The 25,439-nt window shown below is 64.7% G+C and carries 25 protein-coding genes, 3 tRNA genes and 1 pseudogene; 15 read left to right on the forward strand and 14 right to left on the reverse strand.

Annotated elements, in window-relative coordinates; all coding sequences use genetic code 11:
• Nucleotides 1–115 precede the first annotated feature (115 nt).
• The gene (locus ABE493_RS02610; protein WP_346497011.1) at nt 116–1,111 is read right to left on the reverse strand and encodes an aldo/keto reductase; all 996 of its coding nucleotides are present in this window, start codon (nt 1,109–1,111) and stop codon (nt 116–118) included.
• An 82-nt stretch (nt 1,112–1,193) separates the two neighbouring features.
• On the opposite strand from ABE493_RS02610, the gene ABE493_RS02615 reads away from it, so the two are divergent.
• Nucleotides 1,194–2,114 carry a LysR family transcriptional regulator gene (locus ABE493_RS02615; protein WP_346497013.1) on the forward strand — a complete coding sequence of 307 codons (921 nt, stop codon included), beginning with the start codon at nt 1,194–1,196 and terminating at the stop codon, nt 2,112–2,114.
• Between the two features lie 90 nt (nt 2,115–2,204).
• A complete protein-coding gene (gene yccS, locus ABE493_RS02620; protein WP_346497015.1) occupies nt 2,205–4,400 on the forward strand; it encodes a YccS family putative transporter in 2,196 nt (731 codons plus the stop codon).
• 581 nt (nt 4,401–4,981) lie between these two features.
• Here yccS and ABE493_RS02625 read toward each other — a convergent pair.
• Nucleotides 4,982–6,181, reverse strand: coding sequence for an MFS transporter (locus ABE493_RS02625; protein WP_430980700.1), 1,200 nt, complete (start codon nt 6,179–6,181; stop codon nt 4,982–4,984).
• A 108-nt stretch (nt 6,182–6,289) separates the two neighbouring features.
• On the opposite strand from ABE493_RS02625, the gene ABE493_RS02630 reads away from it, so the two are divergent.
• From ABE493_RS02630 to ABE493_RS02650, 5 genes are all read left to right on the forward strand, one after another.
• A complete protein-coding gene (locus ABE493_RS02630; RefSeq protein WP_346497019.1) occupies nt 6,290–7,162 on the forward strand; it encodes a LysR family transcriptional regulator in 873 nt (290 codons plus the stop codon).
• An 82-nt stretch (nt 7,163–7,244) separates the two neighbouring features.
• Nucleotides 7,245–9,134 (forward strand): MFS transporter, encoded by a 1,890-nt coding sequence (locus tag ABE493_RS02635; protein ID WP_346497021.1) that lies wholly within the window; start codon nt 7,245–7,247, stop codon nt 9,132–9,134.
• 97 nt (nt 9,135–9,231) lie between these two features.
• Nucleotides 9,232–9,564 carry a hypothetical protein gene (locus ABE493_RS02640; protein WP_346497023.1) on the forward strand — a complete coding sequence of 111 codons (333 nt, stop codon included), beginning with the start codon at nt 9,232–9,234 and terminating at the stop codon, nt 9,562–9,564.
• 21 nt (nt 9,565–9,585) lie between these two features.
• Complete coding sequence (locus tag ABE493_RS02645; RefSeq protein WP_346497025.1) at nt 9,586–9,867, forward strand: CD225/dispanin family protein; 282 nt, start codon at nt 9,586–9,588, stop codon at nt 9,865–9,867.
• Nucleotides 9,868–9,915: 48 nt separating this feature from the next.
• Entirely contained in the window at nt 9,916–10,332 is a 417-nt protein-coding gene (locus tag ABE493_RS02650; RefSeq protein WP_346497027.1) for a DUF2752 domain-containing protein, read from the forward strand.
• Between the two features lie 147 nt (nt 10,333–10,479).
• Here the strand turns inward: ABE493_RS02650 and ampE are convergent, their stop codons facing one another.
• The 5 genes from ampE to ABE493_RS02675 form a co-directional block, all read right to left on the reverse strand.
• The gene (gene ampE / locus ABE493_RS02655) at nt 10,480–11,364 is read right to left on the reverse strand and encodes a regulatory signaling modulator protein AmpE (RefSeq protein WP_346497029.1); all 885 of its coding nucleotides are present in this window, start codon (nt 11,362–11,364) and stop codon (nt 10,480–10,482) included.
• A 73-nt stretch (nt 11,365–11,437) separates the two neighbouring features.
• Entirely contained in the window at nt 11,438–12,343 is a 906-nt protein-coding gene (gene nudC, locus ABE493_RS02660; protein WP_346497031.1) for an NAD(+) diphosphatase, read from the reverse strand.
• 67 nt (nt 12,344–12,410) lie between these two features.
• Nucleotides 12,411–12,797, reverse strand: a complete 387-nt coding sequence (erpA, locus tag ABE493_RS02665; protein WP_057626417.1) for an iron-sulfur cluster insertion protein ErpA — start codon at nt 12,795–12,797, stop codon at nt 12,411–12,413.
• Nucleotides 12,798–12,829: 32 nt separating this feature from the next.
• Nucleotides 12,830–13,264 carry a bactofilin family protein gene (locus tag ABE493_RS02670; protein ID WP_346497034.1) on the reverse strand — a complete coding sequence of 145 codons (435 nt, stop codon included), beginning with the start codon at nt 13,262–13,264 and terminating at the stop codon, nt 12,830–12,832.
• 2 nt (nt 13,265–13,266) lie between these two features.
• Nucleotides 13,267–14,007 (reverse strand): DUF6776 family protein, encoded by a 741-nt coding sequence (locus ABE493_RS02675; RefSeq protein ID WP_346497036.1) that lies wholly within the window; start codon nt 14,005–14,007, stop codon nt 13,267–13,269.
• A 168-nt stretch (nt 14,008–14,175) separates the two neighbouring features.
• Between ABE493_RS02675 and ABE493_RS02680 the strand changes: the two genes are divergently transcribed.
• The 3 genes from ABE493_RS02680 to ABE493_RS02690 are packed head-to-tail and all read left to right on the forward strand — an operon-like array spanning nt 14,176 to nt 19,069.
• Nucleotides 14,176–14,817, forward strand: a complete 642-nt coding sequence (locus ABE493_RS02680; protein ID WP_346497038.1) for a DUF4126 domain-containing protein — start codon at nt 14,176–14,178, stop codon at nt 14,815–14,817.
• 14 nt (nt 14,818–14,831) lie between these two features.
• Complete coding sequence (locus ABE493_RS02685) at nt 14,832–16,652, forward strand: EAL domain-containing protein (protein WP_346497040.1); 1,821 nt, start codon at nt 14,832–14,834, stop codon at nt 16,650–16,652.
• Nucleotides 16,649–19,069: a hybrid sensor histidine kinase/response regulator gene (locus tag ABE493_RS02690; protein ID WP_346497042.1), complete on the forward strand. Its 2,421-nt coding sequence runs from the start codon at nt 16,649–16,651 to the stop codon at nt 19,067–19,069. The genes ABE493_RS02685 and ABE493_RS02690 overlap by 4 nt, the downstream gene beginning before the upstream one ends.
• A 16-nt stretch (nt 19,070–19,085) precedes the next feature.
• Here the strand turns inward: ABE493_RS02690 and bfr are convergent, their stop codons facing one another.
• The 3 genes from bfr to ABE493_RS02705 form a co-directional block, all read right to left on the reverse strand.
• Nucleotides 19,086–19,556, reverse strand: a complete 471-nt coding sequence (bfr, locus tag ABE493_RS02695) for a bacterioferritin (protein ID WP_346497044.1) — start codon at nt 19,554–19,556, stop codon at nt 19,086–19,088.
• Nucleotides 19,557–19,669: 113 nt separating this feature from the next.
• Nucleotides 19,670–19,870, reverse strand: coding sequence for a (2Fe-2S)-binding protein (locus tag ABE493_RS02700; protein WP_057626424.1), 201 nt, complete (start codon nt 19,868–19,870; stop codon nt 19,670–19,672).
• Between the two features lie 80 nt (nt 19,871–19,950).
• The gene (locus ABE493_RS02705; protein ID WP_057626425.1) at nt 19,951–20,562 is read right to left on the reverse strand and encodes an RNA pyrophosphohydrolase; all 612 of its coding nucleotides are present in this window, start codon (nt 20,560–20,562) and stop codon (nt 19,951–19,953) included.
• Between the two features lie 118 nt (nt 20,563–20,680).
• On the opposite strand from ABE493_RS02705, the gene ABE493_RS02710 reads away from it, so the two are divergent.
• The 3 genes from ABE493_RS02710 to ABE493_RS02720 all read left to right on the forward strand — a co-directional run bounded on the left by ABE493_RS02710 (nt 20,681) and on the right by ABE493_RS02720 (nt 21,034).
• Nucleotides 20,681–20,757 (forward strand) — tRNA-Met (locus tag ABE493_RS02710).
• 26 nt (nt 20,758–20,783) lie between these two features.
• Nucleotides 20,784–20,858 (forward strand) — tRNA-Gln (locus ABE493_RS02715).
• Nucleotides 20,859–20,959: 101 nt separating this feature from the next.
• A tRNA-Gln gene (locus tag ABE493_RS02720) sits at nt 20,960–21,034 on the forward strand.
• Between the two features lie 178 nt (nt 21,035–21,212).
• Here ABE493_RS02720 and rpsI read toward each other — a convergent pair.
• Together rpsI and rplM are read right to left on the reverse strand one after the other, a co-directional pair.
• Nucleotides 21,213–21,605 (reverse strand): 30S ribosomal protein S9, encoded by a 393-nt coding sequence (rpsI, locus tag ABE493_RS02725; RefSeq protein ID WP_057626426.1) that lies wholly within the window; start codon nt 21,603–21,605, stop codon nt 21,213–21,215.
• Between the two features lie 2 nt (nt 21,606–21,607).
• Nucleotides 21,608–22,036 (reverse strand): 50S ribosomal protein L13, encoded by a 429-nt coding sequence (gene rplM / locus ABE493_RS02730; protein WP_346497047.1) that lies wholly within the window; start codon nt 22,034–22,036, stop codon nt 21,608–21,610.
• A 206-nt stretch (nt 22,037–22,242) separates the two neighbouring features.
• Between rplM and coq7 the strand changes: the two are divergent.
• A pseudogene (coq7, locus tag ABE493_RS02735) lies at nt 22,243–22,884 on the forward strand (2-polyprenyl-3-methyl-6-methoxy-1,4-benzoquinone monooxygenase); the annotation flags it as partial.
• A 200-nt stretch (nt 22,885–23,084) separates the two neighbouring features.
• On the opposite strand, the gene ABE493_RS02740 reads toward coq7, so the two are convergent.
• Nucleotides 23,085–23,399: a DMT family transporter gene (locus tag ABE493_RS02740; protein ID WP_057626429.1), complete on the reverse strand. Its 315-nt coding sequence runs from the start codon at nt 23,397–23,399 to the stop codon at nt 23,085–23,087.
• Nucleotides 23,400–23,541: 142 nt separating this feature from the next.
• The gene (gene speD, locus ABE493_RS02745) at nt 23,542–24,336 is read right to left on the reverse strand and encodes an adenosylmethionine decarboxylase (protein ID WP_057626430.1); all 795 of its coding nucleotides are present in this window, start codon (nt 24,334–24,336) and stop codon (nt 23,542–23,544) included.
• A gap of 150 nt (nt 24,337–24,486) precedes the next feature.
• Between speD and crp the strand changes: the two genes are divergently transcribed.
• A complete protein-coding gene (gene crp, locus ABE493_RS02750) occupies nt 24,487–25,176 on the forward strand; it encodes a cAMP-activated global transcriptional regulator CRP (RefSeq protein WP_346497049.1) in 690 nt (229 codons plus the stop codon).
• Nucleotides 25,177–25,439: the final 263 nt, after the last annotated feature.

The raw sequence follows: 25,439 nt of genomic DNA on the forward strand, positions 1-25,439 counted from the left end.
AGCCATGCTCGGCAGGGGCTCTACCGGTAATGCCCCAGCCGAGCATGGCTCGGCTCTACATTTGCAGGCCCCAGCCGAGCGTGGCTCGGCTCTACATTTGAAGCAGAGCTCGGCCCTAGCGATGCACGCTACCAATGCTCGCCGCCGGGTAACGCAGGCCCGCGGCCGCATCCACCGGGAACACCGCATCAATCCGTGCCAGGTCCTGCGCACTGAGCACCACATCCAGCACACCAAGGTTCTCCTCCAGGTACGCCAGCCGCTTGGTGCCCGGGATCGGCACCAGGTCATCGCCCTGCGCCAACACCCAGGCCAGCGCCAACTGCCCCGGGGTCACGCCCTTGTCGGTGGCAATCGCATTTACCTGCTCCACCAGCGCCAGGTTGCGGGCGAAGTTCTCACCCTGGAAGCGCGGCGAATTGCGCCGGTAATCACCGTCCTCGAAATCGGCAGGGCTGCGGATCGCGCCGGTCAGGAAACCGCGCCCCAACGGCGAGTACGGCACGAAACCGATACCCAGTTCGCGCACCGTCGCCAGCACCTCGTTCTGCTCCGGCTCGCGTGACCACAGCGAATACTCGGTCTGCAGCGCGGTGATCGGGTGCACCACATGTGCGCGGCGGATGGTCTGCGGCGCCGCTTCGGACAGGCCCAGGTAACGCACCTTGCCCTGCTCGACCAACCGCGCCATCGCACCGACGGTGTCCTCGATCGGCACCTGCGGATCGACGCGATGCTGGTAGTACAGATCAATATGATCCACGCCCAGCCGCTGCAGGCTGGCCTCGCAGGCAGCCTGCACGTATTCCGGACGGCCATCGACCCCACGCGCCTGCGCATCGTTGGCATCCAGTCGCACGCCGAACTTGGTGGCCAGGAATACCTGCCCGCGACGGTCAGCGATGGCCTTGCCCACCAGCACCTCGTTGGTATGCGGGCCATACATGTCGGCGGTGTCGAGCAGGGTCACACCACGCTCCAGCGCCCGGTGGATCACCGCAATCGAGGCGGTGTCATCGCCACGGCCACCGTAGAACGCGCTCATGCCCATGCAGCCCAGGCCCAACGCGGAAACAACCGGGCCATCACGGCCAAGCACTCGGGTTTTCATGGGCAACTCCAACTCAGGAATGGGGATGGCCACTGTAGGCGCTCGCCACTATGCCGATAAAGACGGATACTCCGCACTGACCATGAAGCCTGACTTCACAGTAGAACCCTCACTGTTGCCGGCTCTGGCGGCTTTCGCCTGCGTGGCAAGGCATGCCAGCTTCCGCCATGCCGCGATCGAACTGGCGGTGTCGCCGTCGGCGCTGTCGCAGACCATCCGCAACCTCGAACGCCGGCTCGGCACCCGACTGCTGCAGCGGACCACGCGCCGGGTTGGCCTGACCGAAGCCGGCCAGCGCCTGCTGCAGGACACCGCGCCGGCTCTGGCCCGCATCGGCGAAGCCCTGCACGCGGTGGAAGCCAACCGCGACGTCGCCACCGGCCAACTGCGCATCACCGCGCCGCGCTTTGCCATCGAATACCTGCTGCTGCCGCACCTGCCCGCCTTCCATGCCGCCTATCCGCAGGTGGAAGTGGAGCTGGCGATGCAGGCGGCCCTGGTCGATGTGGTCGGCGAAGGCTTTGATGCCGGCATCCGCCTGGGCGAGTCGCTGGCCGATGGCATGATCGCGCTGCCGCTGGGGCCGCCGCTGCGCTGGACGGTGGTAGCCGCGCCCGGCTATCTGCAACAGCACGGCGCGGTGCAGACACCCGAAGCACTGATCGGCCATGCCTGTATCCGCCACCGCAACAGCAACGGCCGGGTCATGCCTTGGGAGTTCAGCCGCGACGGCCGCGACTTCACCCTGGATGTCAGCGGGCCGCTGCTGCTCAACGACAGCACCCTGGCCCTGCAGGCCGCGCGTGAAGGTGTCGGCCTGCTGCAGGTGTTCGAAGCCATCGCCCGTGCCGACCTCGCGGCCGGCCGCCTGCACAGCCTGCTCGATGATTGGCAGCCACCGTTTGCCGGCTTCCACCTGTACTACCCATCGCGCGAACAACTGGCACCAAAGTTGCGGGTTTTTCTCGATTTCATGCGCGCTGCCAACGCGTCCGCGACATGAGAGCTGACTTCCGGACGTGTCGCGCTTGCCTGCATGGCAACAGCACCGCAAGCTGATAGCCCAATACCTCCGCGAGCACCCGATTCCGGCATGCGCCGCCTCGACCGTCACCTGGGCCAGCTCTGGGCCCACGAAAAAGCCAGCTACGGGCTGCGCGTGTTCATCGCGCTCACTGCCGCCATCGCCTATGGCTGGTACGACGGTCATATCGAAGCCATCCCCGGCCTGTTCCTGGGCATCATCGCCAGCGCCATCGCCGAGACCGATGACAACTGGTGGGGGCGCACCAAATCGGTGCTGCTGTCGCTGCTGTGTTTTGCCGCCGCTGCGGCCGCGGTCATCGTGCTGTTTCCGCATCCACTGCCGTTCATCGCCAGCCTGGCACTGGCCGCGTTCGGGCTGACCCTGCTCGGCGCGCTGGGCGAACGCTACGCCTCCATTGGCCAGGCCACGGTGACGCTGGCGATCTACGCGATGATCGCGCTGGACCAGCACCACAATGTCAGCCAGCAGCAGGCACTGCGCGAAGTGGTGCCGCTGCTGGTCGGCGCGGCCTGGTACGGGCTGCTGTCGATCCTGTGGACGGCGATGTTCGCCAACCGCCCGGTGCGCGAGCGGCTGGCGCGGCTGTTCTTCGAACTCGGCCACTACCTGCAGCTCAAGGCCGATCTGTTCGAGCCGGTGCGACAAGGTGATCTGGAAGCACGGCGGTTGGCCCTGGCCGAGCAGAACGTGCGCGTGGTGCAGGCGCTGAACATCGCCAAGACCGCCATCCTCAGCCGCTTCGGCCGCTCCGGCCGGCCCGGCGTGCAGTCCGGCCTGTACTTCCGTCTGTATTACATGGCGCAGGATTTCCATGAGCGCGCCAGCTCCTCGCATTACCCCTACGAAGCCTTGGCCGACGCCTTTTTCCACAGCGACGTGCTGTACCGCTGCCGGCGCCTGCTGTCCCTGCAGGGCAAGGCCTGCCAGACCCTGGGCCAAGCCATCCGGCTGCGCCAACCCTTCGACTATGGCGAGCGCACCCGCATCGCCGGCCAGGACCTGCAGTCGTCCCTGCAGTACCTGCGCGAACAGCGCAATCCGCAGTGGACGCGCCTGCTGGGCTCACTGCAGCTGCTGGCCGCCAACCTGACCAACATCGAGCGGCAGCTGTCCGAAGCCGCCCTGGCCGACACGCCGCTGGAAGGCATCGACACGCGCCTGCGCGATTCCTCGCCGCACACCCTGCGCGAGATGGGCACGCGCCTGCGCCAGGCGCTGACCCCTGGCTCGCTGCTGTTCCGGCACGGCGTACGCATCGCACTGGCGCTGATCGCCGGTTACGCACTGCTGAAGCTGGTGCATCCGGAAAACGGCTACTGGATCCTGCTGACCATCGTCTTCGTCTGCCGGCCCAACTTCGGTGCAACCCGCCTGCGGCTGGTGCAGCGCATCGCCGGCACCCTGCTTGGCCTGGGCGTGACCTGGGCGTTGATGCAGCTGTTCCCCGGCACCGGCCTGCAGTTGCTGCTGGCGCTGGCGGCGGCGCTGTTGTTCTTCATCACCCGCACCGACCGCTACCTGCTGGCCACGGCCGCGATCACGGTGATGGCCTTGCTGTGCTTCAACCTGATCGGCAATGGCTTCGTGCTGATCTGGCCGCGCTTCCTGGACACCTTGATCGGCTGCGCCATCGCCGCCACCGCCTCGCTGCTGATCCTGCCGGACTGGGAAGGCCGGCGCCTGCACAAGGTGATGGCGCAGGTGATTGCCACCAGCACCGCCTACCTCGATGCCGTGCTGGCCCAGTACCGCAGCGGCATGCGCGACGACCTGCCCTACCGCATCGCCCGTCGTGACATGCACAACGCCGACGTGGCGCTATCGGTGGCCCTGTCGAACATGTTGCGTGAGCCCGGCTATGCGCGCGGCAATCTGGATGCGGGCTTCCGTTTTCTCGCCCTGTCCAACACCTTGCTGGGCTACCTGTCGGCCTTGGGCGCACACCGCGCGCAGGCCGATGCAGTCAATGAAGATGCCCTGGTCGCCAGCGGCCAGCGGCAGCTGCAGCAGTCACTGCTGGAGTTGGCTTCCGCGCTGGGCAAGCGCCAACCTGCAGCACCGCAGGAAGATGAGATCGCGCTGGCCGATGCGCTGGAGCAGATGCCCGATGAGATTGATGACAAGTCGCGGCTGGTGCGCACCCAGCTGGCATTGATGTTGCGGTTGTTGCCGAAGCTGCGGGCGGCAGCGGAAGAGGCGATCTTGCCAGCGTCTGTGGGAGCGGAAGCAACAGCGCGTTGAGCTGCTGCTGGGTGAATTGGGCTTTTGGTTTGCGGTTGGCTTTAGCTGTTGCTCTTCTCCTCTCCCCTTGCGGGAGAGGATGCCGAAGGCAGGAGAGGGGAAGCGGCGAAGCCGCTTGGCTCACGCAGCCTCAGATTGCATACACATCGGCCGCGCACTGTCGCCAGCTTCGCGGCTTACGCCGCTCCTACAAACGCGGGGTCACCGCCAACGTTGGCATTACGAGCTTCGCGGCTCATGCCGCTCCCACAACTTTGGCTTTAGCTTTAGCTTTGGCTTTGGCTGTCGTTCTTCTCCTCTCCCCTTGCGGGAGAGGATGCCGAAGGCAGGAGAGGGGAAGCGGCGAAGCCGCTTGGCTCACGCAGCCTCAGATTGCGGACACATCGGCCGCGCACTGTCGCCAGCTTCGCGGCTTACGCCGCTCCTACAAACGCGGAGTCAGCTTCTATCGATGGGTTGCTAGCTTCTCGGCTTACGCCGCTCCTACAAACGCAGGGTCAGCTTCTATCGATGGGTTGCTAGCTTCGCGGCTTACGCCGCTCCCACAAAGGCGGGGGCAGTGCTTACTGCGGATTCGCGGCTCATGCCGCTCCCACAGGCTTGCCGGCCTGCTTGCGCACCGGCAGGAAATACACCAGCAGGCTGATCAGCGCCAATACGCCGCCCAGCATGCAGACGCCGTTCCAGCCATAGCGCGTCCAGGCCATCGTGCTCGCTACCGAGCCGCTGGCGCCGCCAATGAAATAGCAGGTCATATAGGCCGAGGTGATGCGGCTGCGTGCACTCTCGTCCAGCTGATAGATCACGCTCTGGTTGTTGATGTGTACCGCCTGCACCGCGATATCCAGCAACACCACGCCAACAACCAGTACCGCCAGCGACACCGGTGCGAGTGCCAGCAATACCCACGACAGCAGCATCATCAACAGGCCACCTATCGCCACCGCGCGGCCATGGCCGCGATCGGTCAGCTTGCCGCCGCTGCTGGCGGCCAAGGCACCGGCCGCTCCGATCAACCCAAACAAACCGATCGTGGCAATCGAATAGCCGTACGCCGGGCCGGACAACAGAAACGCCAGCGGCGTCCAGAACACGCTGAAACCCGCGAACGACAACGCACCCAGCAGCGAACGCTGGCGCAGCACCGGCTCCTCACGCAGCAACACCAGTACCGAGCCGATCAGTCGCGGGTACGACATGCGGGCGCTGGGCTGATGCGCTGGCAGCAGCCGCGCCAGCACCACCGCCAGTACCAGCAGCGCCACGCAGGCCACCCAGTAAATGGTGTGCCAGGAACCCAGCCCGGCCAGCAGGCCGGAAGCCGTGCGCGCCAGCAGGATGCCCAGCAGCAGGCCGGCCATGACGGTGCCAACTACCCGGCCGCGATGCTCTGGCGCGGCCAGACCCGCCGCATGCGCCAGGATCACCTGCGCCGCAACCGCACACAGGCCGGACAGCGCCGTGCCCACCAGCAGCTGCGTGAAGTGGGTGGCGCTGGCGCAGATCGCCAAACCCACCGCCGCCAGCACGAACAAGCCCACGATCAGGCTGCGGCGTTCCAGCTTGTCGCCCAGCGGCACGATCAGCAGCAGGCCTGCGGCATAGGACAGCTGCGCCACGGTCACCACCCAGCCGGCCTGCTCGGCGCCGATCTGGAACGCATCGGCCAGGATCTGCAGCAGCGGCTGGGCGTAATAGTTACCGGCCACGATCACGCCGGTTGCCGCCGCCAGCAGCAGGACCAGCGCCTGGCTCAAGGGGCGATGGAGGGAAGAGGACACAGGGGTATTCATGGGCAGGCCTGGAGGGGTACGGCGCTCAGTCTGGGCCGCAGCCATTGATGACACAAATGTATTGTTTTCATCCCATCCATCTGTTTCAGTGATGGCATGTTCACATTGCGCCAGCTCGAATTTGCCGTCGCCGTTGCCGAGGAAGGCGGCTTCACCGCCGCCGCGGCACGCTGCCACACCGTGCAGTCGGCGCTCAGCCACCAGATCGCGCGGCTGGAAGATGCCTTTGGCTCACGCCTGTTCGAACGCAGCCACCGGCGCGTACGCCCCACCGCCGCAGGCGAGGTTTTCCTGCACAACGCCCGGCTTACCCTGCAGGCCGCTGCGCGCCTGCAGGAAGAAATGGCGCTGACCCTGGGCACGGTGCGCGGGCGTATCAACATCGGCCAGATCACCTCACTCAACGTGGTCGACGTGCCGGCCCTGTTGGCCGCCTTCCGCGCGGCCCATCCGGCCGTGGAGGTACACCTGAAAGTCGGTATGAGCGATGTGCTGCTGGCCGAACTGGAGGACGGCCGGCTGGATGTGGCCCTGGTCGGCGTCGGCCCGCAGATAAGCCTGCCGCCCCAGCACCGCCTGCTGCACGAGGAAGGCCTGTCGCTGGTGATGCCCATCGACCACCCGCTCACCCAGCAACGCACGATTCCGTTGCAGGCCTTGCAGGGCCTGCCGCTGGCGGCATTGGTGACCGGTGCCGGGGTGCGGCGCATGCTCGATGACGCTCTGCGCGAGCGCGGTATCCAGGCGCAGCTGCAATATGAGGTTACCCACAGCGAACTGCAGCAGCAGCTGGTCGCCGCCGGCCTGGCCGTTGCCGTGGTCCCCGACAGCATGGCCGCCCGCATGCAGCGCACGGTGGTGCGGCCGCTGGTCGAGGACTTCCGCTTCCGCACCTGTGCGGTATGGCGGGCCGATCCCACGCCGGCAGCCCGCGCCTTGTTGGGCCTGCTGCCTGCAAGCCAGGCCTGAGAGGCGTCTGCAATACACGCGCAGCTTGATCAATAGCGACACGCGGTTCTGCTAATGTGCCGCGCAGCACCGAGGAGACACGATGTCCGGCCACAACCAGTTCGCCCTGCTCAAGCAGCGCCGTTTCCTCCCGTTCTTCATCGTCCAGGCGCTGGGCGCGTTCAACGACAACATCTATCGCCAGGCGATCATCGGCCTGCTGTTCTATCTGGGCGTCAGCAGCGAAGAACGCACGCTGTACACCAACCTGGCGCCGGCGCTGTTCATCCTGCCCTACTTCCTGTTTTCCGCCCTGGCCGGGCAGATCGCCGAAAAACTGGAGAAGCAGAAGCTCATCGTGATCACCACCACCATGGAGATCGTGGTGATGTCGCTGGCCGCCGTGGGCTTCCTCACCCAGAACATGCCGGTGCTGCTGATCGCGCTGTTCTGCACCGGCCTGCAATCCACCTTGTTCGGCCCGGTCAAATACTCGGTGCTGCCGTCCATCCTCAAGCCCGAGGAACTGACTGGCGGCAACGGCCTGGTGGAAATGGGCACCTCCATTTCCATCCTCACCGGCATGATCGCCGGCGGCATGATCTTCACCCTGGCCGGTGCCTACGGCCCGATCGTGGCCGCTGTCGCCATCATCGCGCTGGCCCTGATCGGCAATATCACTGCGCGCATGATTCCCCGCGTGGATGCCGGCGCCCCCGAGCTCAAGATCAACTGGAACCCGATCAGCGAATCGCTGGCGGTGCTGCGCCTGGCCAAGAAGCAGAAAGCGGTGCGCAACACGATTCTGGGCGTGTCCTGGTTCTGGTTCTTCGGCACCGTTCTTACCTCGCAGCTGCCCACCTATGCCGTGGTGAATCTCGGCGGCGACGAGGTGCTCTACATCTTCGCGCTGGCGCTGTTCTCGCTGGGCACCGGGGTTGGCTCGCTGCTATGCGAGAAGCTGTCCGGGCGCATCGTCGAGATCGGCCTGGTGCCGTTGGGCGCGTTCGGCATGAGCGCGTTCCTGCTGGATCTTTACTTCGCGCGTACCGGCGTGGTGACCGCCACCGGGTTGGATGTTGTCGGCTTCGTCCAGCAACCTGGCAGCTGGCGCATCATCATCGACCTGCTCGGCATTGGCCTGTTCACCGGCTTCTTCGTGGTGCCGCTGTTTGCGCTGATCCAGAGCCGTACGCCGAAATCGGAAATGTCGCGCGTGTTCGCCGCGCTCAACATCCAGAATTCCGGCTTCATCGTGCTGGCAGCGGTGTTGGGGCTGGTCACGCAGAGTCTGCTCGACTGGACCATCCCGCAGTTGTTCCTGGCGCTGGCCATCGGCAACGCCCTGGTCGCGATCTACATCTTCAGCATCGTGCCCGAGTTCCTGATGCGCTTCCTCAGCTGGGTGATGGTGCACACCCTGTACCGGTTGCGGGTCAAAGGCGTGGAGACCAACGTGCCGGATGAAGGCGCGGCGCTGATCGTCTGCAACCACGTCAGCTTCATGGATGCGTTGATCCTGTCGGCCGTGATCCCGCGTCCGGCGCGCTTCGTCATGTATTACCGGATTTTCAACGTGCCGGTGATGCGCTGGATCTTCAAGACCGCCAAGGCCATCCCGATCGCCAGCCCCAAGGAAGACGCCGCGCTGATGCAGCGCGCCTTCGACGAGGTGGATGCGGCGCTGGCCGAAGGCGAACTGGTCTGCATCTTCCCCGAGGGCGCCTTGACCAAGGATGGCGAGATTGCCGCCTTCAAGTCCGGGGTGGAGAAGATCCTGGCGCGGCGGCCAGTGCCGGTGGTGCCGATGGCGCTGAAGGGCATGTGGTCCAGCATGTGGAGCAGGCGCGACAGTCGATTGGGGCAGATGCGGGTGCCTCGGCGCTTCCGCGCCCACATCGAAGTGGTCGCCGGGCCGCCGGTGGACGGGGCCAGTACCGATGCCCCCCAGCTGGAAATCCTGGTGCGCAAGTTACGCGGAGACGAGGCCTGAGTAGGAAAGACCACTTTCCAGAAATAGGACAAGTGGCTAGGCTAGCCTCCAATGTGTCTGCCGGGGAACGCAGCACAGCTCAGGAGCAAGGGGATAGATGGACAGCACCACGCCAGCACTGCCAGCCGTACCGCCTGCGCCGCCAAGCGCGCCGCAGCAGGTACATCACTACTATCACCCGCAGAAATCCGGCGGGATAGCCGCGCTGCTGGAAGTGCTGCCGGGGTTTTTCCAGGTTTTCGGTATTGGTCATCTGTACGCGGGCAATGTCGCCACCGGGCTGATCATCATGTTCGGCTACTGGGCGCTGGCGTTCGTCAACTTTCTGCTGTGCTTCGTCTTCATCGGTTTCATCACGTGGCCTCTATGCTGGGTTGCCACAATGATCATCTCGCCGCTGACTGCGGCGAATGCCTGCAAGTCGCGCTGATTTTTCAACAAGGAGTTTTACGTGAATACAAGCAGTCCCGCCGTATCCAACAACCTCGTCTGGGCGATCCTGTCCACCCTGTTCTGCTGCCTGCCGCTGGGTATCGTTTCCATCATCCACGCTGCCAAGGTCAATGGCCTGCTGGCTGCTGGCGATATCGCCGGCGCGCGTGATGCCGCCGACAAGGCCAAGAAGTGGGCCATCTATGCTGCTGGTGCGGGCATCGTCGTCAGCATCCTGTACATCGTGCTGGTGATGGTGCTCGGCGTCGGCGGCGCAATGAGCGGCGCTTCCGGCTACTGATGAAACCGACAGGCCGGCCGAATCTGGCCGGCCTGTTGTTGTCCTGACATGCGGTTCCCGCAACACCTGCTGCGCTACATGCCCTTGGCCGCGATTGCCGGCATCGGCGTGGGCGCGGTGGCGGTACTGAGCCGCATCGACCCGAATGCTCCGGGCAACCCGCTCCCCTCCTGTCCCTTCTATGCCTTGACCGGCCTGTGGTGCCCGGGCTGCGGCAGCACCCGCTGCCTGCACGCGCTGGTGCACCTGGACCTGCCCCAGGCGATGGCGATGAATCCGCTGTTGATCGTATCGATCGTGCCGGTGCTGGTGATGGCACTGCATGGTGCAGGGCTGTGGCCGGCAAAGCTGGGCTGGCTGGTACGGTTATTCGCGCAACCGATCCCATGGCTGGTGCTGATCGTGTCCTATTGGCTGCTGCGCAACCTGCCCTGGTACCCGTTCAACCTGCTGGCACCGGGCTGAAGGCCGGCTCGGCATTCGCGTAGCCCGGGTAAGCGCAGCGCACCCGGGGCAGCGGCCAACAGCCAACAGCCTTGGATCCAACCAGATTTTTGCTTCCCGGGTGCGCGGCGCTTACCCGGGTTACGGCCGCTTCCGATTGACGTTGGCTCAGCCCACCCAGCCGGCAATAACCAGCAGCGCCAGCACCGCCATCCACAGCAGCAGCGTGCGCCAGACCAGGCTCATCGCATCGCGCAGTTCCGGATAGCGCTCGTCCACCGGCACCTGCCCGGCCAAGCGCGCCTCTTCTGCTTCTTCGACCAGCTCGGCACCCACGCTGGCACGCGCGGCCTCGGCCAGAAAGCCAAGCTGCAGCGACCAGCGGTTGCCCGCCGCGCGGCGCCAGGCCGAAAACACCGTATCGAAATTGCCCACCAAGGCCATCGACAGCGTCATCAGCTGTGCCACCGGCCATTCCAGCACCGCCAGCAGCCAATCACCTGCGCGCCGCTCCTCGGCGGACAACAGCACCGATTGCGCGCCCTGCGAGGACTGCGCCAGCAAGCGGTATAGCAGCACACCCAGCGGGCCCAGCAGCAGGAACCAGAACAGCGGCGCAAACCAGCGTCGCAGTGCATTGAGCACGGTTGCCTCGACCAGGCCGGGCGCATCCTCGCGCAGGCTGCCGCCGGCCGACTGCAGTTTGGACACCGCCAGCGTGGCGGCCGCAGCGTCCTCGGCATCGATCACCGCTTCAACATCGCGGTCCAGGTCACGCGGCCCCCAGCACAAGGCCAGCACGATGATGCCGAACAACAGCGATGGCAGGCCGAACAGTCGCCCGTCCAGCGCCCATTGCAGCAGGCCCATCAGCACTACGCAGGGTGCGATCGCCAGCAGTACCGCATAGCGGCCCGCCGATTCACCCAGCTGCGCGCGCACCCAGCCCAGGTAGCGCCCGAACCAGCGCCAGTCGCGCAGGCTGGCCAGCAATGTGGGTGCCACATGGCCAAGTACCAGCGCTGCGATTACCGCTACCAAGGTTGTGAACATGCGGGTCCTCCGGCCTGCGATTGTAGGCCCTGGCGGGTCGTCCCCCGCCGCCGCTGCACCTGCCAGCCCGCACTCATGGGCGCTGGCTCTGGTACCAGTGCTCGATCAGGGTGCGAGCAATCGACAGCCGTTGCGGCAGCAGGATGCCCTGCCCGTCATCGTCAGTGTCACGTTGCAGGGCCGCGCCCACTTCCTCGACGCTGAACCAGCGCGCGTCCTCCAGCTCGCCGTCCACGGTCGGCACGTCGTCGTGCGCGCTGGCCCGGAAACCGACCATCAACGCGCCCGGGAACGGCCACGGCTGGGTGCCCTGGTAATCCGCCTGGATCACCCGCACCCGTGCTTCCTCGAATACTTCACGGGCCACGGTCTGTTCAAAGGTTTCACCGGGTTCGACGAAACCGGCCAGCACCGAATAGCGGCGCGCGATCCAGTTGCTCTGCCGCCCCAGCAGCAGCCGGCCATTGTTTTCAACGGCGACGATGACCGCGGGGTCGACACGCGGGTAATGCTCGGTGCGGCACTGGTCGCAATGGCCAATGAAACCGGAACGGCCAAAACGCACCGCCGAACCACACACCCCGCAGAACCGGTTGCGCGAATGCCAGTACGACATGCCGCGCGCATAGCAGAACACGTCGACCACCTCGGCCGGCCAGTTCACCGCTGCCTGCCGCAGGTCCATGCGTTGCGGTGCCTGCACGGTCAGCGTTGCTGCCTCGGCCACGAACCAGGCCCGGCCCTCACGCAACCCAAGAAAGATCGCCACGCCCGGGCCACCGCCCAGCTCGCCACCACTAAACAGCGCCGGCTGTTGGTGATCGTCAGCGAACGCGGTGCCATCGGCATCGAGTACAAGCACCTGTGCATTGGGCCACAAGGCCGCCAGCGCATCAGCGTCACCGCGCACGCCATCGGCACGGTCCAGCGGCGCGCCGACAAAGGCGTGCCCGGCAAAACGGGATTCAGAATTCAGCATCCGCCAGAGCCTGACGACAAAGCGCCGCCATCGCAAGCGTGGCCGGCCGCAAAGCGGCCGCAACGGCTTACATCGAGAAGCTGCTGCCGCAGCCGCAGGTGGTGCGGGCGTTGGGATTGCGGATCACGAACTGGGCGCCGGTCAGGCTTTCGCTGTAATCCACCTCGGCACCCATCAGGTACTGCAGGCTCAGTGGATCGACCAGCAGGGTGACGCCTTCGGTGATCACCGCCAGATCGTCTTCGGCACGGTTTTCATCAAACTCGAAACCGTACTGGAAGCCGGAACAGCCGCCGCCCTGGATGTACACACGCAGGGCGAGCGCATCATTGCCCTCGTCCTGGATCAGCTCACGCACCTTGGCCGCAGCCGCCGGGGTGAAATTCAGCGGACGGTCCAAGGATTGGTAATCAGGCGCCGGCTGAACGCCGGGCAGGGAAACTAGGGTGCTCATGGTGCTCAGGATGGGGGCGGCAGGCCCCTGTTTCAAGCTGCAGCGGCTTCAGCTTTCTTGGACTTCTCGGTGGTCTTGGCATCTGGTGCCGGCAGCGCGGCCATCGCGGCGGTATGCAGCAGGCGGCCATTGAGCTGGGCACCGGCGCTCATTTCGACCACGGTGTAATGCACATTGCCGGTGACACGGGCGCTGGGCGTCAGCTCGATGCGCTCACTGGCGTGCACGTCACCTTCCATGCTGCCACTGAGCACCACCACGGCAGCGCGTACTTCGCCCTCGATCCGGCCATGCTCGGCCAGGGTCAGCATTGCCTTGGCGTCTTCCTCGGCCACCACTTTGCCGATGATCCGGCCTTCCACATACAGGCTGCCGCTGAACACCACGTCGCCGCGGATTTCCACCTGCGAACCGATCAATGCGTCTACGGCCATGTCGCCGTCGTGCTTGGACTTGCTTTTGAACATGTTTATTCCCCTCTGCCGTTGCCGGCGAGTTTCCAATCGAATGTCTGGTTGGAGCCCCCCCCGGGTCCGGAGAGGGAGACTCGCACACGTTGCGGCGTGAAATCCCGGGGCAGCATCACGCTACCGTCCAGTTGTTGAAAATAACGGAAGGAATAATCCTGCCCCGGCGCACCTTTGCGCTGATGTAGGTCGTCCCAGCTGACTGTTGTCAGCTTTCCGTCCTTCACCCCCTCAACCGAGAACCGCAGCTGGCCCTGGCTGATCGCGCCGCGATTCAGGTTCTGGGTCAGCACCACGCTGTAATGCCAGGTGCCGGCCGCTTCCGGGGAAAACTCCACTGAATGGGCGTTCAGCCCCTTGCGCTGACTGGTGGAGCCCACCAGCCGTTCATAGAAAGCCACGTCGGCACGCAGGCCGGCAATCTCTTCATCGCGCTCGCCCAGCGAAGTCTGCACTTCATTGTTGGCGGCGCGGCTGATCTTGTCCGAGGCCTCCAGCGTGGCTTGGCGTTGCCGCAGCTCTTCCAGCTGGCTGCGCTGCTGGCTTGCCAGCGCCTCGCTCTGGCGCAGTTTTTCGCGCATGCCGCCGGCATCGGGCGAGGCGTAGCGCGCCGCCAACCAGCCAACCAGCAGCAGCGACAGCAGCCAGGCGCCAGCCAACAGGGCAATCGGCACCCAGCTCGGGCGCGTACTCGCACCGCCGCGCGGGGTGATCTGGAAACGGGAAGAAGGTCGGTGGGTCATGGCAGGCTCCAGTGGCCCCGGAAGGGCGGCACATGCGCTCAGTCTGAAACGACGGGCCAGTGTAAACGACACGCCTGTACACGCGCTTGCGGGTGGATGGCTGGCAATCACCGCAGCCATGCTCGATAGTTGCGATCCTGCTCACAGTACTCCGGCCGGACTCTCCCCATGACTGAAGCCCATGTATTCGTCATCGGCATCTTGCTGGCCTGGCTGGCCGGCATCCGTGTCTACCTGACCGTGTTCGGCGTCGGCATGGCCGGGCTGATGGGCTGGGTGGACCTGCCCCCGGCGCTGCAGGCCACCGAGTCCTGGTGGGTACTGGGCACCTCCGGCGCGCTGGCCGTGGCCGAGTTCTTTGCCGACAAGATCCCCGGCGTGGATTCGATCTGGGACCTGCTGCAGACCCTGGCGCGGGTTCCGGCCGGCGCCTTCCTCGCTGCCGCCACCCTGTCGCCCAATGGCGAACTGAGTACCGGCGTATTGGCCGCGGGCGCCGGCATCGCGCTGACCAGCCATGGCCTGAAGGCCGGCACCCGCGCCCTGCTCAATACATCACCGGAGCCAGCCAGCAACTGGGTGGCATCGTTTGCCGAAGACAGCGTGGTGATCGGCGCCCTGGCATTGGCCTTTGCCCATCCGTGGTTGGCATTGATCTTCGTGATCAGCGCCAGCGTCATCGGCGCCCTGGTTGTCTGGCTGGTTTGGCGCACGCTCTGGCGTGGGCTCAAGCGCATGTTCGCCAGCGCCGACACGCCAACATCGGCAATCCCCACGCCCGGCGACCACTCGCTGCCGCCCGCCCCCTGAACCATAATCCCCTGATGGCCAGCACCGACACACTCACCGCATCTGCCCGCCCGCTACGCGCGGAAACTCCTCCTGCCGATTACTCGCAGCGCTGGAGCGTGCGCAACGCGCCGCCTACCGAGGCGGTGCAGGCGCAGCTCAAGACCGGCCAGGACAGCGGCGCGGCGGCGCTGGCCAGCGATGTCGGCGATGACACCCCGTACCGGGTGCTGATCGTCGAGGACAACCGCTCGCAGGCGCTGTTTGCGCAGAGCGTGCTGCACGGCGCCGGCATGCAGGCCTTCGTGCAGATGGACGTGGAAGGCGTGCAGCAGGCCATCAGCGAACACCGCCCCGACCTCATCCTGATGGATCTGCACATGCCCGGGCTGGACGGCATGCGGCTGACCGCGATGATCCGCCAGCAGCCGCACCAGCAGCTGCTGCCGATCGTATTCCTCACCGGTGAGGCCGACCCCGACCGCCAGTTTGAAGTGCTCGACTGCGGCGCCGACGACGTGCTGGTCAAACCGATCCGCCCGCGCCATCTGGTCGCCGCCGTTGCCAACCGCATCCGCCGCAACCGCATGCAGCCGCTGGGCAAGGTCGAGGCCGGCCCGCTGTTGAACAACCCCGAAACCGGCCTGCCAACCCGCCACAACGTGATGCAGCAGCTGCACGCCGCTATCGCCGAGCGACAAGCGGCCGGGCTGCTGTTCATCGAGATCGCCAGCGCGCTGGGCCTGCGTGAGCGCTATGGCTACGCCAGCTACGAGCGCTTGATGGTGCAGGCCGGGCAGCGCCTGGCCGAGAACCTGCGCCCGCATCTGCTGGCCCGGCTCAATGACAACAGCTTCCTGCTGCTCAGCCGCGGCATGGACGCAGCCGATGTGCCGGCGCTTGCGCAGCGGGTCCGCGAAGGCCTGTCCGCGCAGCCGTTTGCGCCACGCGAGGAAGAATCGGTGTTCCTTCGCTGCGTGGTCGGCCATGCCCACCTGTCACAGGACCTCAACGACGCCGATGCCGCGCTGGAAGCGGTGGAGCGCACCGCCCTGCAGGCGCGGCTGAGCACGGCCGGCATCGCCGCCTATGAAAGCAACGACGTCGCCATCAACAACGAACACCTGGCCCTGCTGGAAGGCCAGATCGAGCTGGCCTACCAGCCCATCGTCGCCGTCGCCGGCGGCGATACCGCCCAGTACCAGGTGCTGCTGCGCCTGCGCCAGAGCAATGGCACGCTACTTTCTGCCGGCCAGGTTATTCCCGCCGCCGAGGCCGCCGGCCGCATCGCCGACCTTGACCAGCAGGTGGTCGAACACGCGCTGGGGCTGCTGCATCTGTACCAGTTCGCACAGCCGCCAATGCGTCTGTTCCTTTCCCAGTCGATGCGCAGCCTGGCGCGCAGCGCCTATGCGGAATGGCTGCTCAATGCGTTGCAGGAACGCCAGGTGGCCGGCAACGGCCTGGTCATCGACGTGCGCCTGTCCGATGCCCTGGTGCACGCGGTGAGCCTGCAGCAATTCTGCGCGCAGCTGATGCCGGCCGGGGTGCAGTTCTGCCTGAGCCAGTTTGAGCCCAGCGCCGAAGCCAATGCACTGCTCACCCAGCTGCCGTTGAGCTTTGTGCGCATGGCCGCGCGCTACGCCGAAAGCCACACCAACCAGAAGCTGCGCGACGAACTGCGCGGTGCGATCGATCTTGCCCACCGCGCCAACCTGCAGATCATCGGCCAGCAGATCGAAGACCCGCAGGCCGCCGCAGCCATGTGGATGGGGGGCATCGATTTCATCCAGGGCAATGTGGTGCAACGCGCAGGTAGCGAGCTCAACTTCGACTTCCAGAACGCGGTGCTGTGAGCGCGCCCACATCGGCGGCTTCGCGCGTCTGGGCGCTGCTTGCAGCCGGCAGCGCCGCGGCTGCGGGCGCGCTGGTATTTGTGCCGGCAGCACCTGCACTGGCTGTCCCTGGCTGCGCTGCGGCGGCCACGGTCGCGGCATTGCTGGCCGCCTTCTGCGCCAGCCGTCACCTGCGCCAGATCCACGCAATGCAGCTGCGGATCGAGGAAGCGCAGCTGGAAAACAAGCGCCTGCAGGTTGCGGCGCAGGGCCACAGCACGCTGGAACAGGCATTGCTGCAGGCCAAGCAGGCTGCCGAAGCCGCCACCTTGGCCAAGGGTGAATTCCTGGCCACGATGAGCCACGAAATCCGCACCCCCTTGAACGGCATCCTGCCGATGCTGGAGCTGGTCGCACAGGGCCCGCTGAGCCTGGAACAGCGCAACATGCTGGACACCGCCACCGACAGTTCACGGCAGCTGTTCCGCATCGTCGACGACATCCTTGATTACTCCAAGCTGGAAGCGAACCGGCTGGAGCTGGAAATCACCACCTTCAACCTGCGCGAAACCCTGGACGGCATGCTGCGGCTGATGCAGCGCGCCGCCGAGCACAAGGGCCTGCGCCTGTCACTGCAGATCGACCCGGCGGTACGCCTGTCGGTGCGCGGCGACCCGGTGCGGCTGCGCCAGGTGCTGGGCAACCTGCTGGTCAACGCGATCAAGTTCACCGAACTTGGCGAGATCAGCATCCACGTCAAGCGCCTGGGCGAAACCGCTGCCCAGCACCGCCTGCGTTTTGAAGTCCGCGACACCGGCATCGGTCTGGACGCCAGCCAGGCGCAGCGCCTGTTCAACGCCTTCACCCAGGCCGATGCCTCCACCACCCGCCTGTACGGCGGCACCGGTCTGGGCCTGGCCATCTGCAAGCGCATCGTCGACCTGATGCAGGGCAGTATCGGCGTGCAATCCGAACCGCTGCGCGGCTCGACCTTCTGGTTCGAGATCCCGCTGCTGAAAGTGATCGGCGACCTGCACCAGCCCGAACACCTGCGCAACGTCCGCCAGGTGCTGGTAGTCACCCCCGAGCCACGGCTGCGCCAGCGGCTGCAGCTGGTGCTGCCCAACTGGGGCTATGAGCCGGTGATCGCCAACAACCTGCAGGAAGCGCTGGAGCGCCTGCGCAAACCCACCGTCTCCGGCATCTTCCATGCGCTGATCGGCGACTTGGAGCCGCTGCGCAACAGCGCACCAGCGCTGCAGCGCGCAGTCGAGCGCATGGAAGACAACCGCCCGCGCGTGCTGTGGCTATACGGTGACGCGCCGATAGCCGATGCATTGCGCGACGGCGCTACCCTGCTGCCGCGGCAACTGCCCGACACGCAGCTGCGCAACGCCCTGGCCGAACCGCTGCAGCTGGCGCCGAGTCCGGACCCTGCACTGCAGTTGTGGAAAGGCAGTGATATCGCCGCACCGCCGCAGGCAATCCGGGCAACTGCCGCCTCCAGCGCGCCTGCGCTGGCGACGCCGGCCCAGGCTGCAGTCGCGGTTGCTGCACCGGCAACGACCAGCCCGGCCACCGCAGTCGCCGACCTGGCCGGCATGCAGGTACTGCTGGTCGAGGACAACTCGGTGAACCTGATGGTCGCGCAGAAGCTGCTCAAGATACTGGGCGCGCAGGTCGACACCGCCGAGAACGGCGCCATCGCCATCGACAAGATGCACGGCAAGCGCTACGACGCGGTACTGATGGACTGCCAGATGCCGGTACTGGACGGCTTTGCCGCCACCGGCCGCTGGCGCGAACATGAAGCCAGCAGCGGCGCACAAACGCGCCTGCCGATCATCGCCATTACCGCCAATGCGATGGCCGGCGACCGTCAGCGCTGCCTGGACAGCGGCATGGACGAATATCTGTCCAAGCCCATTTCACGCCCGCAACTTCTGTCCTGCCTGCTGGCGTTCAAGCCCGCATCCACTGCAACTACCGATCTGGTTACCCGCATGCCCACCGCCGACCTCTCCGCCAACGCACTGGCTGCCGCCTCCACCGCACATACCGATGGCATCACCGCCTCGGTGCTGGAGCGCAGCGTGCTGGACGAACTGTTTGACATTGCCGGTGAGGAAATCAACGCCATCATCGACGTGTTCCTGGAAGAAACCCCGCAGCTGGTAAGAGACCTGCAGGAAGCTGCGGTAATGCCCGACCTGCTGCGGCTGGGGCAGCTGGCGCACAGCCTCAAATCCTCCAGCGCCAATGTCGGCGTACTGGCCCTGTCCGAAGCCGCTCGCCGGCTTGAGCACGGCGCACGCACCGGCACCCTGGAGCGACCAACAGTGATGGTGGCCTTGATAGTGGCCGAGTTCGGGCGTGCGCGGCTGGCGCTGACCGACTATCAAGCCAGTCAGCGCGGGCAGGCCCCGGCCGCGTACTGATCGCGCTGCTGCGCGATCAGTCTTCCAGCTTGGTGAGCAGGTAGTTCGGCTCGCCGATGCGCGCGATCAGATCGAGCTGGGTTTCCAGCCAATCGATGTGCTCTTCCTCCGAATCGAGGATCTTCACGAACAGCTCGCGGCTGACGTAATCGCTGGTCGATTCGGCATAGGCCACGGCGTCGCGCAGCACCGCCGCCGCTTCGTTCTCCAGCGCCAGATCGCACTTGAGGATTTCGGTGGGGTTTTCGCCGATGCGCAGCTTGCCCAGCGCCTGGAAGTTGGGCAGGCCTTCAAGGAACAGAATGCGATCGGAAAGCACATCGGCGTGCTTCATCTCGTCGATCGATTCCTTGTATTCGTGTTCGGCCAGCTCGTTCAAACCCCAGTTCTTCAGCATCTTGGCGTGCAGGAAGTACTGGTTGATGGCGGTCAACTCGTTGTAGAGGACCTTGTTGAGAAATTCGATGACCTTGGCGTCGCCTTTCATGGCGCTGACTCCGACTATTGGAACCAGCGCACTTTACCGTTTGCCGGCAGACAATGAAGGAACGCGAATCGTGATCATTAGCCAGCGCTGTTGGCGCTGGCGGCAAGGCCGGCTCAGGCCGCCCGCAGCAATGGCAGGGGCAGTTCGCGGCTGGCGCGTGCCTGCTCCAGCAGGCCGGCGGCCATGTCCAGGCAGGACCCGCAATTGGAGCCGCAACCGGTACGCATGGTCAGCTCGGACACGCTGTCGCAGCCGGCAAGCGCGGCTTCACGGATCTGATGATCGGTAACCCCAGTGCAGATGCAAACGTACACGGCTTGACGCCCCTGAACCCGGCACGTATCGGCCGTGTCAGCATTCAATCGCAAATGCGAATGGTTGTCAATTTCGGGCGTTAATCATTATTAATCTTCTTGCCGCGCCACACGCCAGGCCGCCGCGGTCGCTTGCGCGGGCGCTCATGGCCGGCACTGCTGCCAGGCATCCACGCCTCCTGTGCGGCCGCTGGCATCGCCTGCACGCCCTGCCCGGCGATACCCCGCGCCAACGGCGCCAGGTGGCGCAGGGCGCGTGCATAGACGCCACGCTTGAAGATCACCACATGTTCCACCGGGTACCAGAAGTCCACCCAACGCCAGTGATCGAACTCCGGCGTATCGGTTTCATCCAGACGCACATGCGCCTCGTCACCGGTCAGGCGCAGCAGGAACCAGACCTGCTTCTGGCCGATGCAGACCTGTTTTTCGGTGTGCCGGATGGCCCGCGTAGGCAGGCGGTAGCGAAGCCAACCGGGGGTCGCCCCCAGGACTTCAACGTGTTCAGGCAGCAGGCCGGTTTCTTCCTGCAATTCGCGATACATGGCCTCGACCGGGGTTTCGTCGGTATTCATGCCACCTTGCGGGAACTGCCAGCCATCCCGGCGCACACGTCGTGCCCAGAACACCTGCCCGTCTTCCCGCATCAGCACAATGCCGACGTTCGGTCGATAGCCGTCCGGATCGATCACGATGCGGACTCCTAAAATTTCTACTGTCGACGACTCTGCCATGGCTGCTGTCATGCCACAAGCAAAGAAAAACCTGTTGACAAAATGGTGCGACACCACCAGAATTACCGGCTCCCAAGGCTATGTAGCTCAGCCGGTTAGAGCACAGCACTCATAATGCTGGGGTCGGTGGTTCGAGTCCACCTATAGCCACCATGGGACGCAGGTTTGACCTGCACTACAGCCCCGTCGCCAAGCGGTAAGGCATCTGACTCTGACTCAGACATTCGGAGGTTCGAATCCTTCCGGGGCTGCCAGACACAAAAGGGCCTGATCGAAAGATCAGGCCCTTTCTGTTTCATCCCGCTACACCCAGGCCAACCCACCGGCCAGATGTGCGATAATTGCCACACACAATAGCCCCGTCGCCAAGCGGTAAGGCATCTGACTCTGACTCAGACATTCGGAGGTTCGAATCCTTCCGGGGCTGCCATATTGAAAAAGACCTGATCGCGAGATCGGGTCTTTTTTTTGTCTGGCGTTCCGGTACTGGAGAGGCCAGCGGCGCGCCGAATCAAAACCGCCCAGCCAACCCCAAAACGACAAAAGCCCGGCCGAAGCCGGGCTTTTGCTTTCCCAGTGGGATTCCGAAGAATCCCACCCCGAAGCGATTAACGCTTGGAGAACTGGGTGGCGCGACGTGCCTTGTGCAGGCCGACCTTCTTACGCTCGACTTCACGAGCGTCACGGGTCATGAAGCCAGCCTTGCGCAGCTCGGACTTCAGGGTTTCGTCGTACTCGACCAGCGCACGGGCGATGCCCAGACGGATCGCACCGGCCTGGCCGGTGGTGCCGCCGCCGGCAGCAGTGACAAGAATGTCAAAGCTCTCGGTGTTCTGGGTCAGTTCCAGCGGCTGACGCACGATCATGCGTGCGGTCTCACGGCCAAAGAACTCGTCCAGCGGACGGCCATTGACGGTGATGTTGCCAGTGCCCTTGCGCAGGAACACGCGAGCGGTGGAGGACTTGCGGCGGCCAGTGCCGTAGTTTTGAGTGATAGCCATGATTAGATATCCAGAACCTGCGGCTGCTGTGCTGCGTGCGGATGCTCAGTGCCGGCGTAGACTTTGAGCTTGCGGTACATCTGACGGCCCAGCGTGCCCTTCGGCAGCATGCCCTTGACGGCGTGCTCGATCACGCGCTCCGGGTGACGCTCAAGCGCCTGCTCCAGAGTTTCGGTCTTCAGGTTACCGATGTAACCGGTGAAGCGATGGTACTTCTTGTCCTTCAGCTTCTTGCCGGTAACAGTAATTTTGTCGGCATTGATGACGACCAGGTAATCACCGGTGTCAACGTGCGGGGTGTAAACCGGCTTGTGCTTGCCACGCAGGCGGCGAGCCAGCTCGGTGGAAAGACGACCCAGCGTCTTGCCGGCGGCGTCAACGAGGTACCAGTCGCGCTGGACGGTCTCGTTCTTTGCAGTGAAAGTGCTCATAAAGAACTCAGGTAGGTCGGGCTGATTGCGGCGAGATGAACCACCGGAACTTTGCCACGCGTTGTGAAGGTGAAACAGAAGAGGCGGGATTGTACTGGCCGCAGGCCCCCGGCGCAAGCCGCGCCCCTGAACGGCCACCTGCCCGTGGCTTGGCAGGTCAAGGGCCAGCGGCGAGAATCGCCACATACCCCACAGCACTGCCCGCCATGATCACCGCCCGCGTACACACGCCACTGGACCACCTGCTGACCGAAGCCCAGCGCGCCCTGGATACGGTGTTCGGCAATCCGCCGGCCGCCCGCCCCAACCCGGCTGGCGACACCCCCGAGGTGGTACTGGAGCCGGCCGAGGTCCGTCATGCCGCCGGCCTGATGCGCATCAACCACGTCGGCGAGGTCTGCGCGCAGGGCCTGTATTTCGGCCAGGCAGCGGTCGCCCGCGACCCGGCCACGCGCGCGCACCTGCTCGAAGCGGCGCAGGAAGAGACCGACCACCTGAGCTGGTGCGCGGACCGCCTGCGCGAACTGGACAGCCGCCCCAGCCTGTTCAACCCGCTCTGGTATGCCGGCAGCTACACCATCGGCACCTTGGCCGGCCTGCGCGGCGATGGCTGGAACCTGGGCTTCGTGGTGGAGACCGAGCGCCAGGTGGAAGCCCACCTGGACGAGCACCTGGAAACCCTGCCAGCGGCCGATCAGCGCAGCCGCGAGATCCTCAAGGTGATGAAGATCGACGAAGCACGCCACGCAGAACACGCCGAACATGCGGGCGCGCGCAAGCTGCCCTTCCCGATCCCATCGGTGATGGCGCTGGCCTCCAAGGCAATGAAGGCCGTGGCGTCCCGGATGTCGCGCCGAGCCCTGCGCGGCTGGGGCCTTACCTGTTGCGCCGAGCCATGCTCGCCGGTGGCTTTACCGGGAAAGCTGCTGCCGAGATTGGCTCGGCACTACATGGCCACGGTTTCTGCATAAGGCCCTGCCGAGCATGGCTCGGCACTACATGGTCAGGGCTTCTGCATAGGGCCCTTGCCGAGTATGGCTCGGCACTACTAGCTGACCATTTTCAGGCCGATCACACCGGTCACGATCAGGCCGATGCACAGCAGGCGCGGCCAGCTGGCGCTGTCACCGAACAGGATCACGCCCGCGATCGCCACGCCCACGGCGCCAATCCCGGTCCAGATCGCATAGCCGGTACCCACCGGTATCGTGCGCAGCGCCTGGGTCAGCAGCCATAGGCTGATGCCGGCAAACACCACGGTGAACACACTCGGCCAGAGCCGGGTAAAGCCTTCGCTGAACTTCAGGCCCAGCGCAAATCCAATCTCGAACAGGCCCGCAAGCAGCAGGTAAATCCAGGGCATCGCCAACTTCCTTTACAAAAAAAAAGACGGCGGCCCGGTGAATTCACACCGGGCCGCCGTCGGCAAACGTCTGCATCAGATGCAGGGCGGGCCGTCCCGCCTGTTTTTGCGCAGACCGGCACGCCGGCCTGCGCGGTTTTGCTTACTCGGCCAGGTTGCGGCCGTGGAACAGCTCTTCGATCTCGCGGCGCAACAGTGCCTCGATCTTCATGCGTTCCTTGAAGGACAAGTTCTTTGCCTTCTCTTCGAACAGGTACTTGTCCAGGTCAAAGTCCTGCAGGTGCATCTTCGTGTGGAAGATATTTTCCTGATAGACATTGACGTCGAACATCTCGTAACGCGACTTGATGTTCTTGGCCAGGAAGTTCTGGATCGAGTTGATCTTGTGATCGATGTAGTGCTTCTTGCCCTTTACGTCACGGGTGAAGCCACGCACGCGGTAATCCATGATCACGATGTCTGATTCCAGACTCTCGATCAGGTAGTTCAGCGCCTTCAACGGCGAAATCACGCCACAGGTAGCCACGTCGATATCGGCGCGGAAGGTTGCAATACCTTCCTGCGGGTGCGTTTCCGGATAGGTGTGCACGGTGATGTGCGACTTGTCCATGTGCGCGACCACGGCATCGGAGATCAACTCCTTGCCGGCCTGCTTCTTGTCGATCACCGGTTCCTCGGAAATGAGAATTGTGACCGAGGCACCCTGTGGGTCGTAATCCTGACGCGCAATGTTCAGGATGTTCGCACCGATGATTTCAGCTACATCGGTGAGGATCTGCGTGAGTCGATCGGCGTTGTATTCCTCGTCGATGTACTCGATATAACGCTGGCGCTCTTCTTCAGTACGCGCATAGCAGACGTCATAAATGTTGAAGCTCAAGGCCTTGGTGAGGTTGTTGAATCCTTGCAACCTCAGGCGAGGCAACGGCTTGACCACGGCGGTCGATCCTGTAGATGGTGGGAAAGGCGGAAGTATGGGGCAAAGTTCCTCCCTGTGATACTTGCACCGTGATGCCCGTTTGCCCCTTATGCTCAGCGTCGTTAAGCTTGCCCATTAAGCAAGTTCATCCAAACTGTGAACGCCATCATGAGCCAAGGTAACGCCAACACCGTGTCCAACGTGCGTCTTGCCTCCAGCCCGCTGGCGCTGGACATCGCTACCATCGACCGATTCCTGGCCCACAGCCACCGTCGCCGCTACCCGGCGCGCACCGATGTGTTCCGTCCGGGTGACCCTGCAGGAACCATGTATTACGTGATCAGCGGCTCGGTCAGCATCATTGCCGAGGAGGACGACGACCGTGAATTGGTCCTGGGCTACTTCGGCGCCGGGGAGTTCGTCGGCGAAATGGGCCTGTTCATAGAGTCGGACAAGCGCGAAGTCATCCTCCGCACCCGCACCCCCTGCGAACTGGCGGAGATCAGCTACGAAAGGCTGCACCAGCTGTTTCTGGGCCCACTGTCAGTGGATGCGCCCAAGCTGCTGTACGCCATTGGCTCGCAGATTTCCCGCCGCCTGCTGCACACCAGCCGCAAGGCCAGCCGCCTGGCCTTCCTGGACGTGACCGACCGCATCGTGCGCACCCTGCACGATCTGTCCAAGGAACCGGAGTCGATGAGCCACCCCCAGGGCACCCAGCTGCGCGTCTCGCGCCAGGAAATCGCCCGTCTGGTGGGGTGTTCGCGGGAAATGGCCGGCCGCGTATTGAAGAAGCTGCAGGCCGACGGGCTGCTGCATGCCCGCGGCAAGACCGTCGTGCTGTACGGGACGCGCTGACCGGCGCTGATCCGTATTCACGTAGCAAGCCCGCGGGTTTGCGGCCCGCTGTGCGGCGCCGCAGACCGTGTGGCCACAAACAGGCGCGTAGCAACGCGCCTGACCGGGCCGGCGCCTCGAAACTGTTGAGGCACGGCCCCAGCGCATCAGCCTTCAAGGCCCCGCGCCTGACCTCGCCCCCTTTGCCAAAGGGGGCTATGGCCTGATTTACCTCGGGACAGCCCGCTGCCATGCAGCCCGGGCAAGCACCGCGCACCCGGGGC

This window comes from Stenotrophomonas terrae (genome assembly GCF_039674165.1).
GTDB classification, from domain to species: domain Bacteria; phylum Pseudomonadota; class Gammaproteobacteria; order Xanthomonadales; family Xanthomonadaceae; genus Stenotrophomonas; species Stenotrophomonas terrae_A.

Bases quoted from the DNA above. Each gene is read 5' to 3' on its own strand.
- ABE493_RS02680 (WP_346497038.1), top strand. From the start codon at position 14,176: ATGACTGAAGCCCATGTATTCGTCATCGGCATCTTGCTGGCCTGGCTG.
- ABE493_RS02610 (WP_346497011.1), bottom strand. From the start codon at position 1,111: ATGAAAACCCGAGTGCTTGGCCGTGATGGCCCGGTTGTTTCCGCGTTG.
- erpA (WP_057626417.1), bottom strand. From the start codon at position 12,797: ATGAGCACCCTAGTTTCCCTGCCCGGCGTTCAGCCGGCGCCTGATTAC.
- ABE493_RS02670 (WP_346497034.1), bottom strand. From the start codon at position 13,264: ATGTTCAAAAGCAAGTCCAAGCACGACGGCGACATGGCCGTAGACGCA.
- rplM (WP_346497047.1), bottom strand. From the start codon at position 22,036: ATGAGCACTTTCACTGCAAAGAACGAGACCGTCCAGCGCGACTGGTAC.
- ABE493_RS02630 (WP_346497019.1), top strand. From the start codon at position 6,290: ATGTTCACATTGCGCCAGCTCGAATTTGCCGTCGCCGTTGCCGAGGAA.
- yccS (WP_346497015.1), top strand. From the start codon at position 2,205: ATGCGCCGCCTCGACCGTCACCTGGGCCAGCTCTGGGCCCACGAAAAA.
- crp (WP_346497049.1), top strand. From the start codon at position 24,487: ATGAGCCAAGGTAACGCCAACACCGTGTCCAACGTGCGTCTTGCCTCC.
- ABE493_RS02675 (WP_346497036.1), bottom strand. From the start codon at position 14,007: ATGACCCACCGACCTTCTTCCCGTTTCCAGATCACCCCGCGCGGCGGT.
- ABE493_RS02640 (WP_346497023.1), top strand. From the start codon at position 9,232: ATGGACAGCACCACGCCAGCACTGCCAGCCGTACCGCCTGCGCCGCCA.
- ampE (WP_346497029.1), bottom strand. From the start codon at position 11,364: ATGTTCACAACCTTGGTAGCGGTAATCGCAGCGCTGGTACTTGGCCAT.
- ABE493_RS02635 (WP_346497021.1), top strand. From the start codon at position 7,245: ATGTCCGGCCACAACCAGTTCGCCCTGCTCAAGCAGCGCCGTTTCCTC.
- rpsI (WP_057626426.1), bottom strand. From the start codon at position 21,605: ATGGCTATCACTCAAAACTACGGCACTGGCCGCCGCAAGTCCTCCACC.
- bfr (WP_346497044.1), bottom strand. From the start codon at position 19,556: ATGAAAGGCGACGCCAAGGTCATCGAATTTCTCAACAAGGTCCTCTAC.
- ABE493_RS02740 (WP_057626429.1), bottom strand. From the start codon at position 23,399: ATGCCCTGGATTTACCTGCTGCTTGCGGGCCTGTTCGAGATTGGATTT.
- nudC (WP_346497031.1), bottom strand. From the start codon at position 12,343: ATGCTGAATTCTGAATCCCGTTTTGCCGGGCACGCCTTTGTCGGCGCG.
- ABE493_RS02650 (WP_346497027.1), top strand. From the start codon at position 9,916: ATGCGGTTCCCGCAACACCTGCTGCGCTACATGCCCTTGGCCGCGATT.
- ABE493_RS02615 (WP_346497013.1), top strand. From the start codon at position 1,194: ATGAAGCCTGACTTCACAGTAGAACCCTCACTGTTGCCGGCTCTGGCG.
- ABE493_RS02685 (WP_346497040.1), top strand. From the start codon at position 14,832: ATGGCCAGCACCGACACACTCACCGCATCTGCCCGCCCGCTACGCGCG.